Below are 16822 nucleotides of genomic sequence, written 5' to 3' on the forward strand. Positions count from 1 at the left end.
TGTCCTCTTCGTCAAGGAGCAAATATTTAGGCTATGAGCAGCCTATGCCTCATTTCTATACAGCCTTTGGATATGTATGATGAATAAACAAGTAGGTAGAAAACAAGGCACGAGCAGTTCGCGCCTTGTCTATCTTATCTACTATTATGCACTAGTTTTGCTGTTTTCCACAAGAAATTCAACCGCTTTGCGGATTTTCAGGTCAGCTTGCATGCCGTCTAAGTTGCTGCCTAATGCTTTTTTAATGTCTTCTACTGACAGGTTAAATTGCTCTGCCATTTTGTTTAATTCTTGTTCTGTATCTTCTTCAGTTGCTTCTAAGCCTTCTGCTTCTGCAATTGCTTCAAGCGTTAAGCTTGTGCGTACGCGAGTTTCCGCATTTTCTTTCATTTGTCCGCGAAGATCTGCTTCGCTTTGGCCAGAGAATTGATAATATAGATCCAGGTTCATTCCCTGCATAGAAAGGTTTTGCGTAAATTCTTGAAGCATGCGGTCAATTTCATTCTCAACCATAACTTCTGGTACATCGATCTCCGCATTAGCTGCTGCTTTTTCTACAAGCGTGTCACGAAGTGTTTGTTCTGCAGCTGTTTTCTTTTGCTCTTCTAGACGAGTGCGGATTTGCGCTTTTAATTCATCAAGTGTTTCCGCTTCTTCATCTGTTTCTTTCGCAAAATCATCATTCAGTTCAGGAAGCTCCTGAGCTTTGATTTCATGAAGCTTCACTTTGAATACAGCTGGTTTGCCTGCAAGTTCTTCTACATGATACTCTTCAGGGAAAGAAACTTCTACGTCTTTCTCTTCGCCAGTTGCCATGCCGATCAATTGCTCTTCAAATCCAGGGATGAAGGTGCCAGAGCCGATAACTAAAGAATAGTTTTCAGCTGTACCGCCTTCGAACACCTCTCCATTAACGGAGCCTTCAAAGTCAAGAACCACTGTGTCGCCGTCTTCTACTTTGCCGTCTTCCTTCACAACAAGCTCAGCATGACGCTTTTGCAGTGAAGTAAGCTCTTCTTGTACATCTTCATCTGTTACTTCTGTGCTTAATTTTTCCGCTTCAAGCCCTTTATACTCGCCAAGCTTTACTTCCGGCTTAACTGTTACAGTCGCTTTAAAAATAAGCTCTTTTCCTTTTTCCATTTGCTCAATATCGATTTCAGGACGGTCTACAGGATCAATTCCTGTTTCCTCAACCGCTTTTCCATATGCTTCTGGAAGAATAACATCCAGTGCGTCTTGATAAAGAGACTCTACACCGAAGCGCTTTTCAAATAAAGCACGCGGCATTTTTCCTTTGCGGAAACCAGGTACGTTAATGTTTTTTACTACTTTTTTAAATGCAGCATCTAAGCCATTGCTGACTGTTTCTGCATCTACTTCTACTGTTAGAACTCCTTGGTTCCCTTCTTGTTTTTCCCATTTAGCAGACATAAAGTTCCCTCCAAAAATCTATAAATTGATCATCATGAACAGTATAAGTTGTTCGGCCGCCCTATGTATATTTTTCTTACACAAAAAGGACACATTATGACCTTTACATTATAACATACGTTTTTTCTCTTTCAACCAAAAGCCTACATGATCGGCGAAGAAATTTCATCTAATTCCTTCATAAAATGAAGGCTCTTTTCAACATTCTTATCGAGCTCTTCTTCTGCTTGAAGGGCAGCTCCTTCATAATATAACCGCAGCTGGAGACGAACGGCTTGCGCCCATCCTGCGGCCGAAATTTGCTCAGGTTCAAAAGGATACAGAAGGAAAAAATGGCGCTTGACCATTTCTTTTGCCTGTTCAAGCTGGACAGGATCCTTATCGGCCAGGTCTTCTTCCAAAAAGTGAATCACTGTCCGAAAATAGTTTTGTTCAAACGCATCTGCTAACTGGACAGGAATGACCGTCCTGCTGAAAGAAAACTTTTTTACTGTTACCTCTTTATCGATCCCGTGCTCCTTTAAGACATTTAAGGCAAGCGTTTGCAAAAAAGGATGAGCCGTTTCTTGTGCAAGCATTGCCGTCAGTTCATCATAATAGGGACGGATATTCACTTGGGCAAGTTCCATTAATTTTAATGTTTGCTCACGCAAAGTTTCTTTGCCGGTAAACAGCTGTTTCCCCTGCGGCTCCGGGGACTCTATCATCTTCTGGCTCAGTTCTAACAGCCGCCCGAAATAGTCGCGCTTTTCTTCCGGCAGCTGCTTCTCCTCCATCAGGGCCGATAACGTAGAGAAGATTGCTTCATACTCTTTTTGCTGCATTAAAATAAGCACGTAAATATCAAGGACGTCATAGTACTCTCCAAGGCCCTTATGCAGCATATCGCTGCACAATGCCAACGCCCTTTCATACTGGCCGCTTTCATACAAAGCCAGCAAAAGAGCCGTCTTTACATCTTCCTCCTCGGCAAGGGGATACTCCAGCGCCTCCGATAAGAAAGAAGCCGCCATATCGTACTCCTTCTTTTCAAGCGCCGCTCTGCCTTTTTGAATAAGCGCTTGGCCAGTTCCCGGAAAAATAAATACATTTCCTTTTCTATCCCACTTTTTCTTCTTCATAATAAGTCACCTGATTGTCTCTGTTCGGATGAAAACAACGGCTGTTTTCATTCCTTTTTCTGTATTTCTGTAAGTGTAGCATGTCTGTTTCAAAAAAAAAAGCAAAGAAAAAGCGAGAGGCAGATTCTTTCCCCGCGATTAAAAAGAAGAGGGAAATATGTCGATGGATATCACAAAAAAACCTTCCAGACGATTGTCTGAAAGGTTAGTTGAATTATGTATGGCGTCCCAGGAGAGATTCGAACTCCCGACCGACGGCTTAGAAGGCCGTTGCTCTATCCAGCTGAGCTACTGGGACATATTGCTCATCTGCTCGTAAAGAGCAGTTATGTAAGACATTTACTATATTAACAACCTGCTTAAAGATTGTCAATGTGTTTTTGAGATTTTTTTCTTTTACTGTATAAAAAGAACGGCTCTTTTTACTTTATCAGAAGAGCAGCCTGAAAAACAACTAGCCAGCGTTTTTCAGGCTATCCTCCTTTAGGACACCGAATCGAATGAAAACGTACAGCTTAACTCCGTTAATTCACGGTGCTTGTCATCGAAAAAACGAATCGCAGCTTGCTGCTTATTTGCTTCTACGATTGCATATGTTTTGTCCCGCCGTCCAATTGGCATCGCGATGCTTCCTGGATTTAAGAAAATGGTTTCACCTATTTTTTCTGCGCCGACCATATGGGTATGGCCAAAAAAGACGAAATCAGCCTCATACTCCTGTGCTTTATACGTCAACTTCATCAGCGACGTCTTTACATTGTAGCGATGTCCGTGAGTAATAAATATCCTTCTGCCGCCGACACCTTCCACGACATCGTAAGGAAACTCTTCTTCTACATCACAGTTCCCTCTCACAATGAAATACTCTTGGATTGCCGGATCATCGGCCCTCAATTCCGAGTCTCCGCAGTGAATCAACGCATCCATATCTCCCTCATAGCGCTCCCGCAATTCAGTCAAAATATCGCCCCAGCCGTGATTATCGCTCACTACCAACACCTTCATCCTGCCTCACCGCCAATCAATTCCGATAACATGCTGCCCAACTTTCTCATCGCCTGCCCCCGGTGACTGATGCTGTGCTTCTCTTCCGGTTTCAGCTCGGCCATTGTTTTGTTGAACTCTTCTGCAAAGAAGATCGGATCATAGCCAAAGCCGTTTGTTCCTTGCTTCGCTAACGTAATTTTGCCCTCGCATACGCCCGTAACTGTGGCTGTTTTCTCACCGGGGCGGGCAACAGCCAGTACACAATGAAAGCGGGCGGTCCGCTTGTCTGCCGGCACTCCCTTAAGCTCAGCAAGCACTTTTTCAATATTGGCTTCATCACTTTTTTCAGCACCTGCATACCGAGCTGAGTAGACGCCTGGCCGGCCGTCAAGCGCATCAATGCTTAACCCTGAATCGTCAGCAATGACAAGCTTTCCGGTCTTCTCCGCTATCGTTTCTGCTTTTAATATCGCATTTTCTTCAAATGTCTTGCCTGTTTCCTCTACATCCGGCAACAGCGGATAATCAAGGAGCGTCTTCACTTCGATTCCGTAATCAGCAAACAAGCTCGAAAACTCTTTGGCTTTCCCTTTGTTTTTTGTTGCGATAATAACCGTTTTCATTCCGCCTCTCCTTCTGGCTTTCTGCCGATTCTTCCAGCGATTTCGCCAAGAGCTGTCGCTTGAACAGCGAACAAGCTGGTGATTCCAGTTTGTGCGAGCTCAAGAAGCTGCTGCAGCTCAGCAATGGAAAAGGTAGCTTCCTCTCCTGTTCCTTGCAGTTCTACAAATTCATTGCTGCCAGTCATAACAACATTCATATCGACTTCAGCCTGGCTATCCTCCATGTAATTTAAGTCTAACACAGGCCCATGCTCCGGGACGATTCCCACGCTTGTCGCTGCCAGAAAGTCAGTAACCGGGAAGGTTGCCCATTCTTTTTCTTCATACAGCTTATTCAGTGCAATGGCAAGAGCAACAAACGCTCCGCTGATTGAAGCTGTGCGCGTGCCGCCATCTGCCTGGATAACATCGCAATCCACCCAGACTGTCCGCTCACCGATCACTTCCAAGTCCACAACAGCTCTTAAGGCACGGCCGATTAAGCGTTGAATCTCCATCGTTCTCCCGGATACTTTTCCTTTGGAGGACTCGCGAATATTTCTTTGACCTGTTGCTCTTGGCAGCATGGAATATTCGGCTGAAATCCATCCTTTTCCGCTCCCTCTCATAAACGGAGGCACTCGATCCTCAATGCTGGCTGTACAAATCACTTTTGTATCGCCAACTTGAATCAGCACCGAACCTTCCGGATGTTTCAAATAATCGGTTTCAATATGTACACTTCTAAGCTCATCGGCTTGTCTTCCATCAAATCTCATGATAATTCCCTCCGTGGTTTCATTTGCTTAGCATCTTCTTATAGTAGCATTTTTTCTTTCAGACATAAAAAAGAAATCATTCATCTAAGCCTCCTGCCAGCAGACGGTTAGATAGATGATTATAAGGGAATTTACTTACATATACGCTCTGTCGAATATAACGGGGTTGTTCATAAATCAACCGGATTTACCACGTCCGGACGCGTCACCGAACTGCTTAACGGTTTGCCTTGTTCTGTCGTGATATTAGAGTTGCCCCCCACCTGAATAGCAAGGCTCTCTACTTCCGTTCCTTCAGTAAGCGACAAAGCCAGCGATTTCAAGATATGCTCAGATACCATTTTGTTTTCAAAGCTTCCAAGGATCGCCTCATTAAAATTGAGTGTGACTCGTCCTTCTTTCATAACCGGCTTTTCCAGCAGCTCCGCTTCCGGCAAAAACTCTGTCACAAGACCCGAACCGGCACGAGGCCCTTTGGCCAGTTCTTTAACAATTGCAGTGATTTGATCTTGCTCTGCGTTGCTTACACGCTTGGTAACCGGAACATAGTAGTAGCCCTCCCCCTCTTGAGCCATGTAATAAACAGTTACCGGCCTTGTGTCAGCAAGATCAACGACACCGGTGGCATCTACGTTAATCCCTGCTTGCCTCGTCGTGCCGTCCTCAGCCAGCGCCATTTTGCCAACGGGCATTTCCGAAAGCGTCTGTCCGTTCACTTGCATCTTTACCCGTTTCACAGAGTCAAATTGAGTGAGCGTCCAAGTAAGTGCCTGAACAATCCTGCCTTCATCTGCCTTCTCGTATTCTTTAAATTCAGGCGAAAAATCGACGGTGGCCGTTCCTTTTTTAATATCCACACTTTTAACTTGGGTACCAGCTGGCAATACAGCACGGAAACCATTTGGAATGAGATTAGATACGGGTCCCTCAGCTACCAGATATTCGACGGCCTGCTTGGCCAAGCTTTTGGTATTGGGAAGCGGCATTGTTTGAGAAACAACATAGCCGTTTTTATCAATTAAATACAGTTCCGTCATAACCATATCTTTATTTTGCGCTGTTTTTTGTCCTTCTTCTCCGGATAGATTGTCCGTATAAACGACGGATTGCGGAGGATCAATTTTTTCTTTTTTCTCCTCAGGCCATAATCCGCAGCCTGCTGTATAAACAGAAGAAATTAAGATCACTGCCGCTGCTGCCGTTTTCTTCTTTCGCATAACTACCCCTCCTAAAACTGTTTGTACTAAATATACGGGTGTTTCGGAAAGTTAGAACCGGCTTGGACAAATCTTCTTATCTTACAGCTCTGTTTGCCAATAACCGCGCTTTCTTTGCATGGCAGCAGGAGCTTGCCCTACATCTCTCCTTGAGAAGTAAGCAGCGCAAAAAACCGCTTAGTTGCCTAAGCGGATCGCTTCAATGTGTAACTCTTTTTCGTTTAGCCAATCAGAAGCAATTTCATAAAACAACTCCTGCGAACCAGTCATATAAAAAACATGCGGCAGACGGGCCGTTTCTTTTGCCAATAGCTTTTTATAATCGAGAATAGCGCTGACTTCGCGAGCAGTCTCTTCTCCTGAGCTAATAACATGCACCTGCTCTCCAAGAACTTTAGCTATAATAGGCTCCAGCAGCGGATAGTGCGTACATCCTAAAATGACCGTATCTATTTTTGTATTCTTCAGCGGAGTGAGCGTTTCTTCCACAATTTTCTCCGCCATTAAGCCTTTATATTCTCCACTCTCGACAAGCGGAACAAATTTAGGGCATGCCAAAGAAGTAACAATGGCTTTTTTATTAATAGAGGTAAGCGCCTTTTCATAGGCTCCGCTTCGAACTGTGCCAATCGTGCCAAGCACTCCGATTTGATCATTTTTTGTCTGCTTAATTGCCGCTCTCGCTCCTGGATGGATCACTCCGAGCACTGGAATAGGTAATGCTGCTTGAATTTCTTCCAATACAACGGCGGTAGCTGTATTGCACGCGATAACGAGCATCTTAATCTCTTTCTCTATTAAAAAACGGGTCATCTCCCATGTAAATGCTTTTACTTCCTCGGCCGGTCTTGGGCCATATGGGCACCGGGCAGTGTCTCCCGTATAGTAAATCGTTTCGTTCGGGAGCTGGCGCATAATCTCTTTAGCTACCGTCAGCCCCCCGACGCCCGAATCAATTACACCGATCGGTCTATTCACTTTTCTCGCCTCATTTTGCTTTCATTTCCTGATGCATTTTCTCCAGGTTGCTTTTTAAAGATAATATTTCCGTTTCACTGAAATTTTGTAAAATCTGCTCGACGTACAGCTGGCGCTTCTTTATCACTTCTTCAATCATGCTCGCTCCTTCTCTCAGCAAATGAATGCGCACAATCCGGCGATCATTCGTATCTCTTACCCGCTCAACAAGCTGATTTCGTTCCATTCTGTCAATTAGGTCTGTTGTTGTGCTGAAAGCTAGAAACATTTTTGTCGATAGCTCGCCAATGGTCATATCTCCTTCTTCAAATAACCACTGCAAGGCAATAAACTGGGGTGGAGTAATTTTATAATCGCTCAATATCTCCCGGCCTTTTTGTTTAATAATGCCGTTTATGTACCGTAATTCTTTTTCAATATCCGCCACCACGTCGAGCGATTCTCCAAAATCTGCTGCCATGTTTTGCACTCCTTACTTCATCGTTCCTTTTTCATAAAACATCCGTTATTAATTCATCACCTGTTTATTTTCACCTTTTTCCTTATAAAATGCAAGGCAAAGAGCATCTAAGGACTTGAAGACACAATAAAACAGATGGCGATCTCTCGGCCGCCATCTGTTCTGTCAGAGCTTTAGTTCACCCATTCTGAGCAACTCCACGATTGCTTGCGCCCGACCTTTCACACCGAGCTTTTGGATGGAATTGGAGATATGGTTGCGGACCGTCTTTTCACTGATAAATAGTTCCTCCGCAATTTCTCTCGTTGTTCGATCCTGCACGAGTAATTCAAACACTTCTTTTTCTCTCTTTGTTAATAGCGGTTTACGATCAAAGCGATGCTCCCTCACTTGACATGTACCCTCCTCGCTTCCGCCAGCTTCTCAACACTTAATCAACGGAACGGCCGTTACGCTATCATATGTGAGGGAGTAAGGAATTGACAGCAAAGTTGTAAAATTCCTTGTCATTTTTATTTTGGAGTCAAACTTTTGATGAACCGAGCAACTTCTCTCTTGCCGCCTCTGTAAACGGCACCGGCTTTCCTGTTATCGTGGAAACTTGGACAAGTGTTCCTCTGCCGACAAAGCAAACGCTTCCATCTTGCTTTGTTCCTTTATAATGTATGTCGCAAGAGGAGCGGGCAAAGCTGTCTACTTTTACGCCAATTGACAGTATGTCCCCAAAGAAAACTTGTTCGAGGAAGTCACATTGCAAATCAGCGACAACCGGTATCACTTCACTCGCCTTGCTTAACCATTCCTGCTGCAAGCCTCTCGCGCCTAAAAACTCAATCCGGGCTTCTTCAAAATAAACAAATGGAACTGTATTATTTAAATGCCCAAACATATCGGTCTCTGAAAAACGGACCTTTATTGAATGAAAAAAGTCGAATTCTTTCTCCCACAGCTTAAAATCGTGAATATACGAAAACTTTTTCATCACTCGCTCCCCCTTTATCCTATAAAAAAGCAGCCTCCAGCTAAAGCAGCTGAAGGCTGGAAACAATTAATCTACTTGATGGTCGCTTCCGAAGAAGTTACGGAATGATTGAACCGTAGCTGCGCGATTCATCGCTGCAATCGATGTCGTTAAAGGAATTCCTTTCGGACATGCTTGCACACAGTTTTGAGAGTTTCCGCAATCTTGCAGACCGCCGTCACCCATCAACGCATTTAGTCGTTCGTCTCTATTCATTGAACCTGTCGGATGAGCATTAAATAAGCGAACTAGAGAAATGAACGCAGGTCCAATAAAGTCTGATTTGCTGTTTACATTTGGACACGCTTCAAGACAAACACCGCAAGTCATACATTTAGATAACTCATAAGCCCATTGGCGTTTTCTTTCCGGCATGCGCGGACCAGGTCCTAGTTCGTACGTACCGTCAATTGGAATCCACGCTTTAATGCGCTTCATTGAATCAAACATGCGCTCCCGGTCAATCTGCAAATCACGGACAACCGGGAATGTGCTCATTGGCGCCAAGCGAATCGGCTGCTCCAATTTGTCAACCAGAGCAGTACAAGCCTGGCGCGGCTTGCCATTGATAACCATCGAACAAGCACCGCACACTTCTTCAAGACAGTTCATATCCCAAGAAATTGGTGTTGTTTTTTCACCTTTCGCATTCACTGGGTTACGCTGGATTTCCATGAGCGCTGAAATAACGTTCATATTCGGACGATATGGGAGAACGAATTCTTCTTCATACGGAGCCGAATCCATTGTGTCTTGACGAGTAATCATAAAGCGAACTGTTTTATTCTCACTCATCTTTATTTCTCCTCCTTCTTCTTCGTATAATCACGCTTACGCGGAGGGATCAAGGAAACATCTACATCTTCATAATGGAAGCCAGGAGCTTGGTTCTCCCCTTTAAATGTTGCCATTGTTGTTTTCAGGAAGTCCTCATCATTACGATCTGGGAATTCCGGTTTATAGTGAGCTCCACGGCTCTCATTACGGTTCAGAGCGCCGATTGTAATTACACGGGCAAGATGAAGCATGTTTTTCAACTGGCGTGTAAAGGCAGCTCCTTGGTTGCTCCATTTGGCTGTATCGTTGATGTTAATGTTGTTATAACGCTCCAATAATTCAACGATTTTATTGTCTGTTTCTTTTAACTTCTCGTTGTAGCGGACAACTGTTACGTTGGCTGTCATCCACTCGCCAAGCTCTTTATGAATCAAGTAGGCATTTTCCTTGCCATCCAACGATATAATATTGTTCCATTTTGCTTCTTCTTGTTTTACATGCTTATCAAAAACAGAGGAAGAAATCGCATCCGCTGATTTTTCTAATCCGTGAATGTATTTCACCGCATTCGGGCCGGCAACCATTCCTCCGTAAATAGCAGATAGAAGAGAGTTAGCTCCTAAGCGGTTCGCGCCATGCTGTGAATAATCACACTCACCAGCGGCAAACAATCCAGGAATGTTTGTTTGCTGTTCATAATCTACCCATAGTCCACCCATTGAATAGTGAACAGCAGGGAAGATTTTCATTGGTACTTTGCGAGGGTCTTCACCCATGAATTTCTCATAAATTTCGATGATGCCGCCAAGTTTAACATCCAGCTCATGCGGATCTTTATGGGAAAGATCAAGGTATACCATGTTCTCGCCATTAATGCCGAGCTTCTGATTTACGCACACATCAAAAATCTCACGTGTAGCGATATCACGTGGTACAAGGTTTCCGTATGCCGGATATTTTTCTTCAAGGAAGTACCAAGGCTTCCCATCTTTATACGTCCAAACACGTCCGCCTTCTCCACGAGCTGATTCACTCATCAGACGAAGCTTATCGTCTCCAGGAATCGCTGTCGGGTGAATTTGAATAAATTCTCCGTTTGCATAATTAACACCTTGCTGATAAACGATAGAAGCGGCTGAACCAGTGTTAATGATCGAGTTTGTCGATTTACCGAAAATGATACCAGGGCCTCCGCTTGCCATGATTACGGCATCTCCAGGGAAAGACTGGATATGCATATCGCGCAAGTTTTGTGCTACAATCCCGCGGCAAACATTTTCGTCATCAAGAACAGCACCGAGGAATTCCCAGCCCTCATACTTAGTAACGAGTCCTGCTACCTCAAAGCGGCGAACTTGCTCGTCCAACGCATATAACAGCTGCTGGCCTGTTGTTGCTCCGGCAAACGCTGTCCGGTGATGCTGTGTACCGCCAAAACGACGGAAATCAAGCAAACCTTCTGGAGTACGGTTAAACATAACCCCCATCCGGTCCATCAAATTAATGATGCCAGGCGCTGCTTCTGTCATCGCTTTAACTGGCGGCTGGTTCGCTAGGAAGTCCCCGCCGTACACTGTGTCATCAAAGTGAATATAAGGTGAATCTCCTTCACCTTTCGTGTTAACCGCACCATTAATGCCGCCTTGCGCGCACACAGAGTGGGAGCGTTTAACCGGAACTAGAGAAAACAAGTCAACTTGTGTTCCTGCTTCTGCCGCTTTAATTGTAGCCATTAACCCGGCTAATCCGCCGCCGACTACAATAATTTTTCCATTACTCATTGAGACTCACTCCTTTTTCTCCCAAATCCAAACTGAACTGATTTCAACTACTTACTTATACGAACGCAAGAATTGCGCGAATTCCTACAACAGAAAGCGCAACGAAAACAACCATTGTGATGTACGTCATAATGCGTTGTGAGCGAGGAGAAATTGTAATTCCCCAGCTTACACTGAAAGACCATAGACCATTAGCAAAGTGGAAGACAGTGGAAACGATACCTACTATGTAAAAACCAACCATTAACGGATTAGAAAGTATATCCGCCATCATATGGAAGTCTACTTCGGCACCAAGCGCCGCTTGGATTCTCGTTTCCCATACATGCCATGCAACAAACACAAGCGTGATCACACCGGACACGCGTTGCAGGAAGAACATTACGTTACGGAAATGACCGAATCTGCCAACGTTGTTTTTTGCTGTAAAAGCAATATACAATCCGTAAATAGCATGGAATAACAATGGTAGAAAGATAACAAAAGTTTCCAATAAATAACGGAATGGCAATCCTTCCATCACGCCAGCGGCTCTGTTAAATGCCTCCTCGCCTTTTGTTGCAAAGTGGTTTACGACTAAGTGTTGTGTTAAAAACAACCCTACAGGTATGACACCAAGCAATGAGTGCAGCCTGCGATAAAAAAATTCTCGGTTGTCAGCCATGTTTTACCCCCCTTAATCTTGAAGCATCCGACAAATTATCGTTTCTTTCGGCAAAGCTTCATACTTATAACTATTTTGTGACAAGACCATTTTACTCCCATCCCCATAAAGCGTCAAGGATGCGGCGGCTCTTTTTCAGCCGCTGGTCCTGTGAAAATACGGCTTTCATTTCTGATTTATTTCACTTTTATTATATCACAATATCTTTTGAATAAATTCCTTTTTTCTCTTCCAACTGTTGTATATAATGGATATCAGAAAGTGGGGATGAAATTGACAAAGCAACTTGACCAACAAGAAATCCAAGGCCTCTCTGTGCCTATTTTTGGTTATGAATTAATCAGGGACTCCCTGTTAACAGACGTTCTCGGAAAAGAAGCCGAATCGATTCTCTACTGGGCAGGCAAGTCGCTGGCCAGAAAATTTCCTTGCCAAAGCTTTGAGGAGCTTGTTTCTTTTTTTGAAGAAGCCGGCTGGGGAACGCTCGCTCTTTCGAAAGAGGCCAAACGGGAAAAGACTTTTGAAATAAGCGGTCCTTTTATCGAAAGAAGATTCTCTGTTCAATCCGAGCCTTTCTTCTCTCTTGAGAGCGGGTTCTTAGCTGAACAAATTTCCTCGCATGAACAGACGGAAGCCGAATCTATAGTAGATATTCAAAAACGGGCAAAAAAAGTGATGCTGACTGTAAAGTGGGAATAAAACTCAAGAAGAGCTAAAAGAGGCTGTCCTTTACCGCATGAGTTCCCTTCATTCGGACAGCCTCTTTTTTATTTCTCCTGCAGCCTCTCCAAAATTTCGGCAGCTGTATTCTCCGGAATACCGATTGCTTTTAATTCCTCTTTTGTCGCTTCTCTTATTTTCTTGACAGAACCAAAATGCTTTAACAGCTGCTTTTTACGCTTTGGCCCTACCCCGGCAATATTATCTAAAATTGATTGAAAGGTCCCTTTCCCCCGCAACTGGCGGTGAAAAGTAATGGCGAAGCGATGAACCTCATCCTGAATGCGCTGCAGCAAATAAAACTCCTGACTATTGTGCAAAAGCGGCACCACAGCAAGAGGGGTCCCATACAAAAGCTGCGACGTCCGATGCTTATCATCTTTGGCAAGACCGGCGATAGGGATATCCAAATCTAACTCATTGAGCAAGACATCTTTGGCCGTCTCCACCTGTCCCTTCCCGCCGTCGATGATAATCAAATCTGGAAGCGGCAGCCCTTCTTTTAAAGCGCGGCTGTAGCGGCGGCGAATCACTTCCCGCATGGAGCCATAATCATCCGGGCCTTGTACGGACTTAATTTTAAATTTGCGGTATTCTTTTTTAGCCGGCTTTCCATCAATGAATACGACCATTGCTGACACCGGGTCTGTTCCTTGGATATTAGAATTATCGAAGGCTTCAATCCTGAGCGGCGCATGGATATTCATTGCCCGGCCAAGCTGTTCAACCGCTTTAATGGTTCTTTGTTCATCACGCTCGATCAAAGCAAACTTTTCTGCCAAAGCGGCTTGGGCATTGCTGCCGGCTAAATTTACAAGCTCCTTTTTTTTGCCTTTTTGCGGCTTAAGCATTTTCACTTCAATGAGCTGTTCAGCCAGAACTTCATCCACTTTCCCCGGCAATAAAATTTCTTTTGGCTTAAAATGGTTGGGCTGATCGTAAAATTGGCCTAAATAGGTTAAAAATTCTTCTTCCGGCTCATCATAGATTGGAAACAAAGACACATCACGCTCAATCAATTTCCCTTGGCGAATGAAAAACACCTGCACACACATCCAGCCCTTATCCACCGCGTAGCCGAATACGTCCCGGTCAGTGAAATCGGTGGTATTGATTTTTTGTTTTTCCATCGTCGCTTCTATATGAGCAATTTGATCACGATACTCTTTTGCCCGTTCGAACTCTAGCTTTTCCGCCGCTTCATGCATCTTTGCTGTCAATTGTTCTTTTACTTGGTGATGCCCCCCGTTGAGAAACCGGGCAATTTCATGCGTCATTTCCTTATATTGCTCCTCTGTGACTTCATTTACACAAGGTGCCAAGCATTGACCCATATGGTAATAAAGGCACGCTCGATCCGGCAAGTTCATACACTTTCTAAGCGGATACAAACGGTCAAGCAGCTTTTTCGTCTCATTAGCGGCATAGGCGTTCGGGTACGGGCCAAAATATTTGGCTTTATCTTTTTTTACTTTCCTCGTAATGATCAGCCGCGGATGCCTGTCTGCTGTCAGCTTAATAAACGGATAGCTCTTGTCATCCTTCAGCATAATGTTGTACTTTGGATCATGCTTTTTAATTAAATTTAATTCCAGAATGAGCGCTTCGAGATCAGATGAGGTAATGATATATTCAAAATCCTCAATTTCTCCGACGAGCCGTTGTGTCTTTGCATCATGCGAACCGGAAAAGTAGGAGCGAACCCGGTTCTTCAATACTTTTGCCTTGCCAACGTAAATGACTGTTCCCTGCCGGTCTTTCATCAAATAGCAGCCCGGCTGATCCGGAAGCAGGGCCAGCTTATTTTTAATCGTTGAATTCATTTTTCCACCTCCTTGACGGACTCAGCCTGCAAAACCATTGCTTTCTGACAAAAAACCGCCTTCTGCCTGAGACAGAAGACGGTTTTTTTGTCATTCAATTAAGCATGTTTGTTTACTAATTCAGCTAATGCTTCTTTCGGTTGGAAACCGATTACTTTATCAACAGGCTGGCCGTCTTTAAACAAGATAAGCGTCGGAATGCTCATTACGCCATATTTTCCAGCTGTTTCTTGGTTTTCATCTACATCAATTTTAACAATCTTTACTTTGTCTGCTAACTCTGCATCAAGTTCTTCCAGTACAGGAGCAATCATCTTACAAGGACCGCACCACGGTGCCCAGAAGTCTGCCAGCACAAGACCGCTAGCTGTTTCATCGTTAAAGTTTTGATCAGTCGCTTTTACAATCGCCATAAAAAAACCTCCTAAAGTTACATATACTATGGTCAGTATAGCATCGATCAGAATCGGATGCTAATTTTTTGCTTCACATTTTGTTTTTCCCGTTTACAAGACATTTACTCTTCCATTTCCATTCTTTTTCAATCGTTGTCATAGGTGAATAAGAAGCAAATAAAAAAGCCGGTGCTATTCACAGCATCGGCTTTTTCACCTGTCAAGACGTAGCTACTTTCAGCTTTTTAAACTCCTCTGTCAGCATTGGAACAACTTCAAACAAATCGCCGACAATTCCATAATCAGCGACACTGAAAATGCTTGCTTCCGGATCTTTGTTAATGGCCACAATCACCTTAGAGTTAGACATGCCGGCTAAGTGTTGAATCGCCCCAGAGATTCCGCAGGCAATATATAAATCCGGTGTTACCACTTTTCCTGTCTGTCCGATTTGCAGTGAGTAATCACAGTAATCAGCATCACACGCACCGCGGGAAGCACCGACCGCTCCGCCTAGGACATCAGCCAGCTCCTGCAGCGGCTTGAAGCCCTCTTCGCTTTTCACGCCGCGTCCGCCGGCCACAATCACTTTTGCTTCTGACAAATCCACACCCTCCGCTGTTTTGCGAACAACTTCCTGAATGATCGTGCGGATATCTTTAATATCTGTATTTACTGGATAGACATCCCCCGAACGAGAATCATCTTTTTCAAGCGGTGCGATGTTGTTCGGGCGTACAGAGGCCAATACAAGACCTGCGCTCACCTTTTTCTTTTCAAATGCTTTTCCCGAATAAATCGGACGAGTAAACACAATGTCCCCGCCGTCTTCTTCAATAGCTGTTGCATCGGAAATTAGCCCCGCCTGAAGCCTCGACGCAATTTTTGGAGATAAGTCTTTGCCAAGTGCAGTATGGCCAAAAATAATGGCCTCCGGATTTTCTCGGTCAACAACGGCAAGCAGTGCTTGAGAATAGCCGTCAGAAGTATATTGCGCCAGCTTTTCATTCTCCACTACCGCCACGCGGTCAGCTCCGTAATGAATCATCTGGTCCGCCAGCCCGCTGATGGATTCTCCGATAAGCACCCCGATCACTTCGCCGCCCTCAGCTACTTTCTTTCCTGCAGCTATGGCCTCAAAAGAAACATTTCTTAACGCTCCGTCACGCACTTCTCCCAATACTAATACTTTTTTTGACATGTAAATCCCCTCCTGTCCTGTTTACCCTTTAAATGACCTTTGCTTCACTGTGCAGTAAATTCACCAGTTCCTGTACTTGATCGCTCAATTCTCCTTCGAGAATACGGCCCGCTTCTTTTTTCGGCGGCAAGAACACGGCAATCGTTTCTGTTTTTGCCTCCACTTCATCCTCATCAAGATCAAGATCATCTAGCTCTAATTCATCAAGCGGCTTCTTTTTCGCTTTCATAATGCCTGGAAGCGATGGATAGCGCGGGTCATTCAACCCTTGCTGGGCTGTAACGAGAAGCGGCAGCTTTGTTTCAATTTTTTCTGAATCTCCTTCTACATCGCGGACGATGTGAACGCTTTCACCTTCAATTTTAATCTCCGTAATGGTTGTGACATAAGGCATTCCGAGCAAATCGGCCACACGCGGGCCAACCTGTCCGCTGCCGCCGTCAATGGCTACGTTGCCAGCGATAATTAAATCCGCTTCCTTATCTTTCAAAAACTCAGCCAAAATCTTCGCTGTTGTATATTGATCTCCATTTTCGACATCGTCTTCAGTGTTAATTAACACTGCTTTATCGGCTCCCATAGCAAGGGCTGTCCGAAGCTGTTTTTCTGCTTCTTCATTGCCGACAGAAACAACTGTAACTTCTCCGCCTTTGTCGTCACGAATTTGGATCGCTTCCTCGACGGCATACTCGTCATAAGGGTTAATGATAAATTCCGCGCCATCTTCCTGAATTTGGCCGTTTGCCACGCTAATTTTTTCCTCGGTATCGAATGTTCTCTTCAGAAGTACATAAATATTCATAATTTCCCCTCCTGCTTTGCTCTTTTCTGTCCATTTGAAAGATTGCAAATATTTTTTACA

Annotated in this window: 18 protein-coding genes and 1 tRNA gene; 1 reads left to right on the forward strand and 18 read right to left on the reverse strand. The window is 44.3% G+C overall.

Annotated features, from left to right (window positions below):
* Window positions 1-144: 144 nt before the first annotated feature.
* The 14 genes from tig to BBA02S_RS02735 all read right to left on the reverse strand — a co-directional run bounded on the left by tig (window position 145) and on the right by BBA02S_RS02735 (window position 11821).
* Complete coding sequence (gene tig, locus BBA02S_RS02670; RefSeq protein ID WP_041113950.1) at window positions 145-1434, reverse strand: trigger factor; 1290 nt, start codon at window positions 1432-1434, stop codon at window positions 145-147.
* A 143-nt stretch (window positions 1435-1577) separates the two neighbouring features.
* Window positions 1578-2555: a tetratricopeptide repeat protein gene (locus tag BBA02S_RS02675; protein ID WP_041097571.1), complete on the reverse strand. Its 978-nt coding sequence runs from the start codon at window positions 2553-2555 to the stop codon at window positions 1578-1580.
* A 221-nt stretch (window positions 2556-2776) separates the two neighbouring features.
* Window positions 2777-2853: transfer RNA gene (locus tag BBA02S_RS02680), tRNA-Arg, on the reverse strand.
* Between the two features lie 185 nt (window positions 2854-3038).
* On the reverse strand, window positions 3039-3560 hold the full coding sequence (locus BBA02S_RS02685) for a metallophosphoesterase (RefSeq protein ID WP_041113949.1): 522 nt from the start codon (window positions 3558-3560) through the stop codon (window positions 3039-3041).
* A complete protein-coding gene (locus BBA02S_RS02690) occupies window positions 3557-4165 on the reverse strand; it encodes an XTP/dITP diphosphatase (protein ID WP_041113948.1) in 609 nt (202 codons plus the stop codon). The genes BBA02S_RS02685 and BBA02S_RS02690 overlap by 4 nt, the downstream gene beginning before the upstream one ends.
* On the reverse strand, window positions 4162-4923 hold the full coding sequence (gene rph / locus BBA02S_RS02695) for a ribonuclease PH (protein WP_041113947.1): 762 nt from the start codon (window positions 4921-4923) through the stop codon (window positions 4162-4164). The genes BBA02S_RS02690 and rph overlap by 4 nt, the downstream gene beginning before the upstream one ends.
* Before the next feature lie 170 nt (window positions 4924-5093).
* Entirely contained in the window at window positions 5094-6140 is a 1047-nt protein-coding gene (locus BBA02S_RS02700; protein ID WP_041097579.1) for a GerMN domain-containing protein, read from the reverse strand.
* A gap of 177 nt (window positions 6141-6317) precedes the next feature.
* A complete protein-coding gene (racE, locus tag BBA02S_RS02705) occupies window positions 6318-7118 on the reverse strand; it encodes a glutamate racemase (protein ID WP_041097581.1) in 801 nt (266 codons plus the stop codon).
* 10 nt (window positions 7119-7128) lie between these two features.
* Window positions 7129-7578: a MarR family winged helix-turn-helix transcriptional regulator gene (locus BBA02S_RS02710; RefSeq protein ID WP_041113946.1), complete on the reverse strand. Its 450-nt coding sequence runs from the start codon at window positions 7576-7578 to the stop codon at window positions 7129-7131.
* A 165-nt stretch (window positions 7579-7743) separates the two neighbouring features.
* On the reverse strand, window positions 7744-7968 hold the full coding sequence (locus BBA02S_RS02715; RefSeq protein WP_041097586.1) for a helix-turn-helix domain-containing protein: 225 nt from the start codon (window positions 7966-7968) through the stop codon (window positions 7744-7746).
* Window positions 7969-8101: 133 nt separating this feature from the next.
* Entirely contained in the window at window positions 8102-8560 is a 459-nt protein-coding gene (locus BBA02S_RS02720; RefSeq protein WP_041113945.1) for an acyl-CoA thioesterase, read from the reverse strand.
* Window positions 8561-8626: 66 nt separating this feature from the next.
* Window positions 8627-9394: a succinate dehydrogenase iron-sulfur subunit gene (sdhB, locus tag BBA02S_RS02725; RefSeq protein WP_041097590.1), complete on the reverse strand. Its 768-nt coding sequence runs from the start codon at window positions 9392-9394 to the stop codon at window positions 8627-8629.
* Window positions 9395-9396: 2 nt separating this feature from the next.
* Window positions 9397-11157, reverse strand: a complete 1761-nt coding sequence (sdhA, locus tag BBA02S_RS02730) for a succinate dehydrogenase flavoprotein subunit (RefSeq protein WP_041097592.1) — start codon at window positions 11155-11157, stop codon at window positions 9397-9399.
* A gap of 55 nt (window positions 11158-11212) precedes the next feature.
* On the reverse strand, window positions 11213-11821 hold the full coding sequence (locus tag BBA02S_RS02735; protein ID WP_041097594.1) for a succinate dehydrogenase cytochrome b558 subunit: 609 nt from the start codon (window positions 11819-11821) through the stop codon (window positions 11213-11215).
* A gap of 267 nt (window positions 11822-12088) precedes the next feature.
* Between BBA02S_RS02735 and BBA02S_RS02740 the strand changes: the two genes are divergently transcribed.
* Window positions 12089-12520: a YslB family protein gene (locus BBA02S_RS02740; RefSeq protein ID WP_041097596.1), complete on the forward strand. Its 432-nt coding sequence runs from the start codon at window positions 12089-12091 to the stop codon at window positions 12518-12520.
* 68 nt (window positions 12521-12588) lie between these two features.
* On the opposite strand, the gene uvrC is transcribed toward BBA02S_RS02740, so the two are convergent.
* The 4 genes from uvrC to BBA02S_RS02760 form a co-directional block, all read right to left on the reverse strand.
* Window positions 12589-14364, reverse strand: coding sequence for an excinuclease ABC subunit UvrC (gene uvrC, locus BBA02S_RS02745; RefSeq protein ID WP_041097598.1), 1776 nt, complete (start codon window positions 14362-14364; stop codon window positions 12589-12591).
* 98 nt (window positions 14365-14462) lie between these two features.
* Complete coding sequence (gene trxA, locus BBA02S_RS02750; protein WP_041097600.1) at window positions 14463-14777, reverse strand: thioredoxin; 315 nt, start codon at window positions 14775-14777, stop codon at window positions 14463-14465.
* Between the two features lie 202 nt (window positions 14778-14979).
* Window positions 14980-15960: an electron transfer flavoprotein subunit alpha/FixB family protein gene (locus BBA02S_RS02755; protein WP_041113944.1), complete on the reverse strand. Its 981-nt coding sequence runs from the start codon at window positions 15958-15960 to the stop codon at window positions 14980-14982.
* A 28-nt stretch (window positions 15961-15988) separates the two neighbouring features.
* The gene (locus BBA02S_RS02760; RefSeq protein ID WP_041097605.1) at window positions 15989-16762 is read right to left on the reverse strand and encodes an electron transfer flavoprotein subunit beta/FixA family protein; all 774 of its coding nucleotides are present in this window, start codon (window positions 16760-16762) and stop codon (window positions 15989-15991) included.
* Window positions 16763-16822 lie beyond the last annotated feature (60 nt).

The organism is Bacillus badius NBRC 15713, from assembly GCF_001591605.1.
In the GTDB taxonomy this organism is placed as follows: Bacteria; Bacillota; Bacilli; order Bacillales; family Domibacillaceae; genus Pseudobacillus; species Pseudobacillus badius.

Bases quoted from the DNA above. Each gene is read 5' to 3' on its own strand.
- BBA02S_RS02760 (WP_041097605.1), bottom strand. From the start codon at position 16,762: ATGAATATTTATGTACTTCTGAAGAGAACATTCGATACCGAGGAAAAA.
- trxA (WP_041097600.1), bottom strand. From the start codon at position 14,777: ATGGCGATTGTAAAAGCGACTGATCAAAACTTTAACGATGAAACAGCT.
- BBA02S_RS02740 (WP_041097596.1), top strand. From the start codon at position 12,089: ATGAAATTGACAAAGCAACTTGACCAACAAGAAATCCAAGGCCTCTCT.
- uvrC (WP_041097598.1), bottom strand. From the start codon at position 14,364: ATGAATTCAACGATTAAAAATAAGCTGGCCCTGCTTCCGGATCAGCCG.
- BBA02S_RS02685 (WP_041113949.1), bottom strand. From the start codon at position 3,560: ATGAAGGTGTTGGTAGTGAGCGATAATCACGGCTGGGGCGATATTTTG.
- BBA02S_RS02675 (WP_041097571.1), bottom strand. From the start codon at position 2,555: ATGAAGAAGAAAAAGTGGGATAGAAAAGGAAATGTATTTATTTTTCCG.
- BBA02S_RS02690 (WP_041113948.1), bottom strand. From the start codon at position 4,165: ATGAAAACGGTTATTATCGCAACAAAAAACAAAGGGAAAGCCAAAGAG.
- tig (WP_041113950.1), bottom strand. From the start codon at position 1,434: ATGTCTGCTAAATGGGAAAAACAAGAAGGGAACCAAGGAGTTCTAACA.
- BBA02S_RS02735 (WP_041097594.1), bottom strand. From the start codon at position 11,821: ATGGCTGACAACCGAGAATTTTTTTATCGCAGGCTGCACTCATTGCTT.
- BBA02S_RS02720 (WP_041113945.1), bottom strand. From the start codon at position 8,560: ATGAAAAAGTTTTCGTATATTCACGATTTTAAGCTGTGGGAGAAAGAA.
- BBA02S_RS02700 (WP_041097579.1), bottom strand. From the start codon at position 6,140: ATGCGAAAGAAGAAAACGGCAGCAGCGGCAGTGATCTTAATTTCTTCT.
- rph (WP_041113947.1), bottom strand. From the start codon at position 4,923: ATGAGATTTGATGGAAGACAAGCCGATGAGCTTAGAAGTGTACATATT.
- sdhB (WP_041097590.1), bottom strand. From the start codon at position 9,394: ATGAGTGAGAATAAAACAGTTCGCTTTATGATTACTCGTCAAGACACA.
- sdhA (WP_041097592.1), bottom strand. From the start codon at position 11,157: ATGAGTAATGGAAAAATTATTGTAGTCGGCGGCGGATTAGCCGGGTTA.
- BBA02S_RS02755 (WP_041113944.1), bottom strand. From the start codon at position 15,960: ATGTCAAAAAAAGTATTAGTATTGGGAGAAGTGCGTGACGGAGCGTTA.
- BBA02S_RS02710 (WP_041113946.1), bottom strand. From the start codon at position 7,578: ATGGCAGCAGATTTTGGAGAATCGCTCGACGTGGTGGCGGATATTGAA.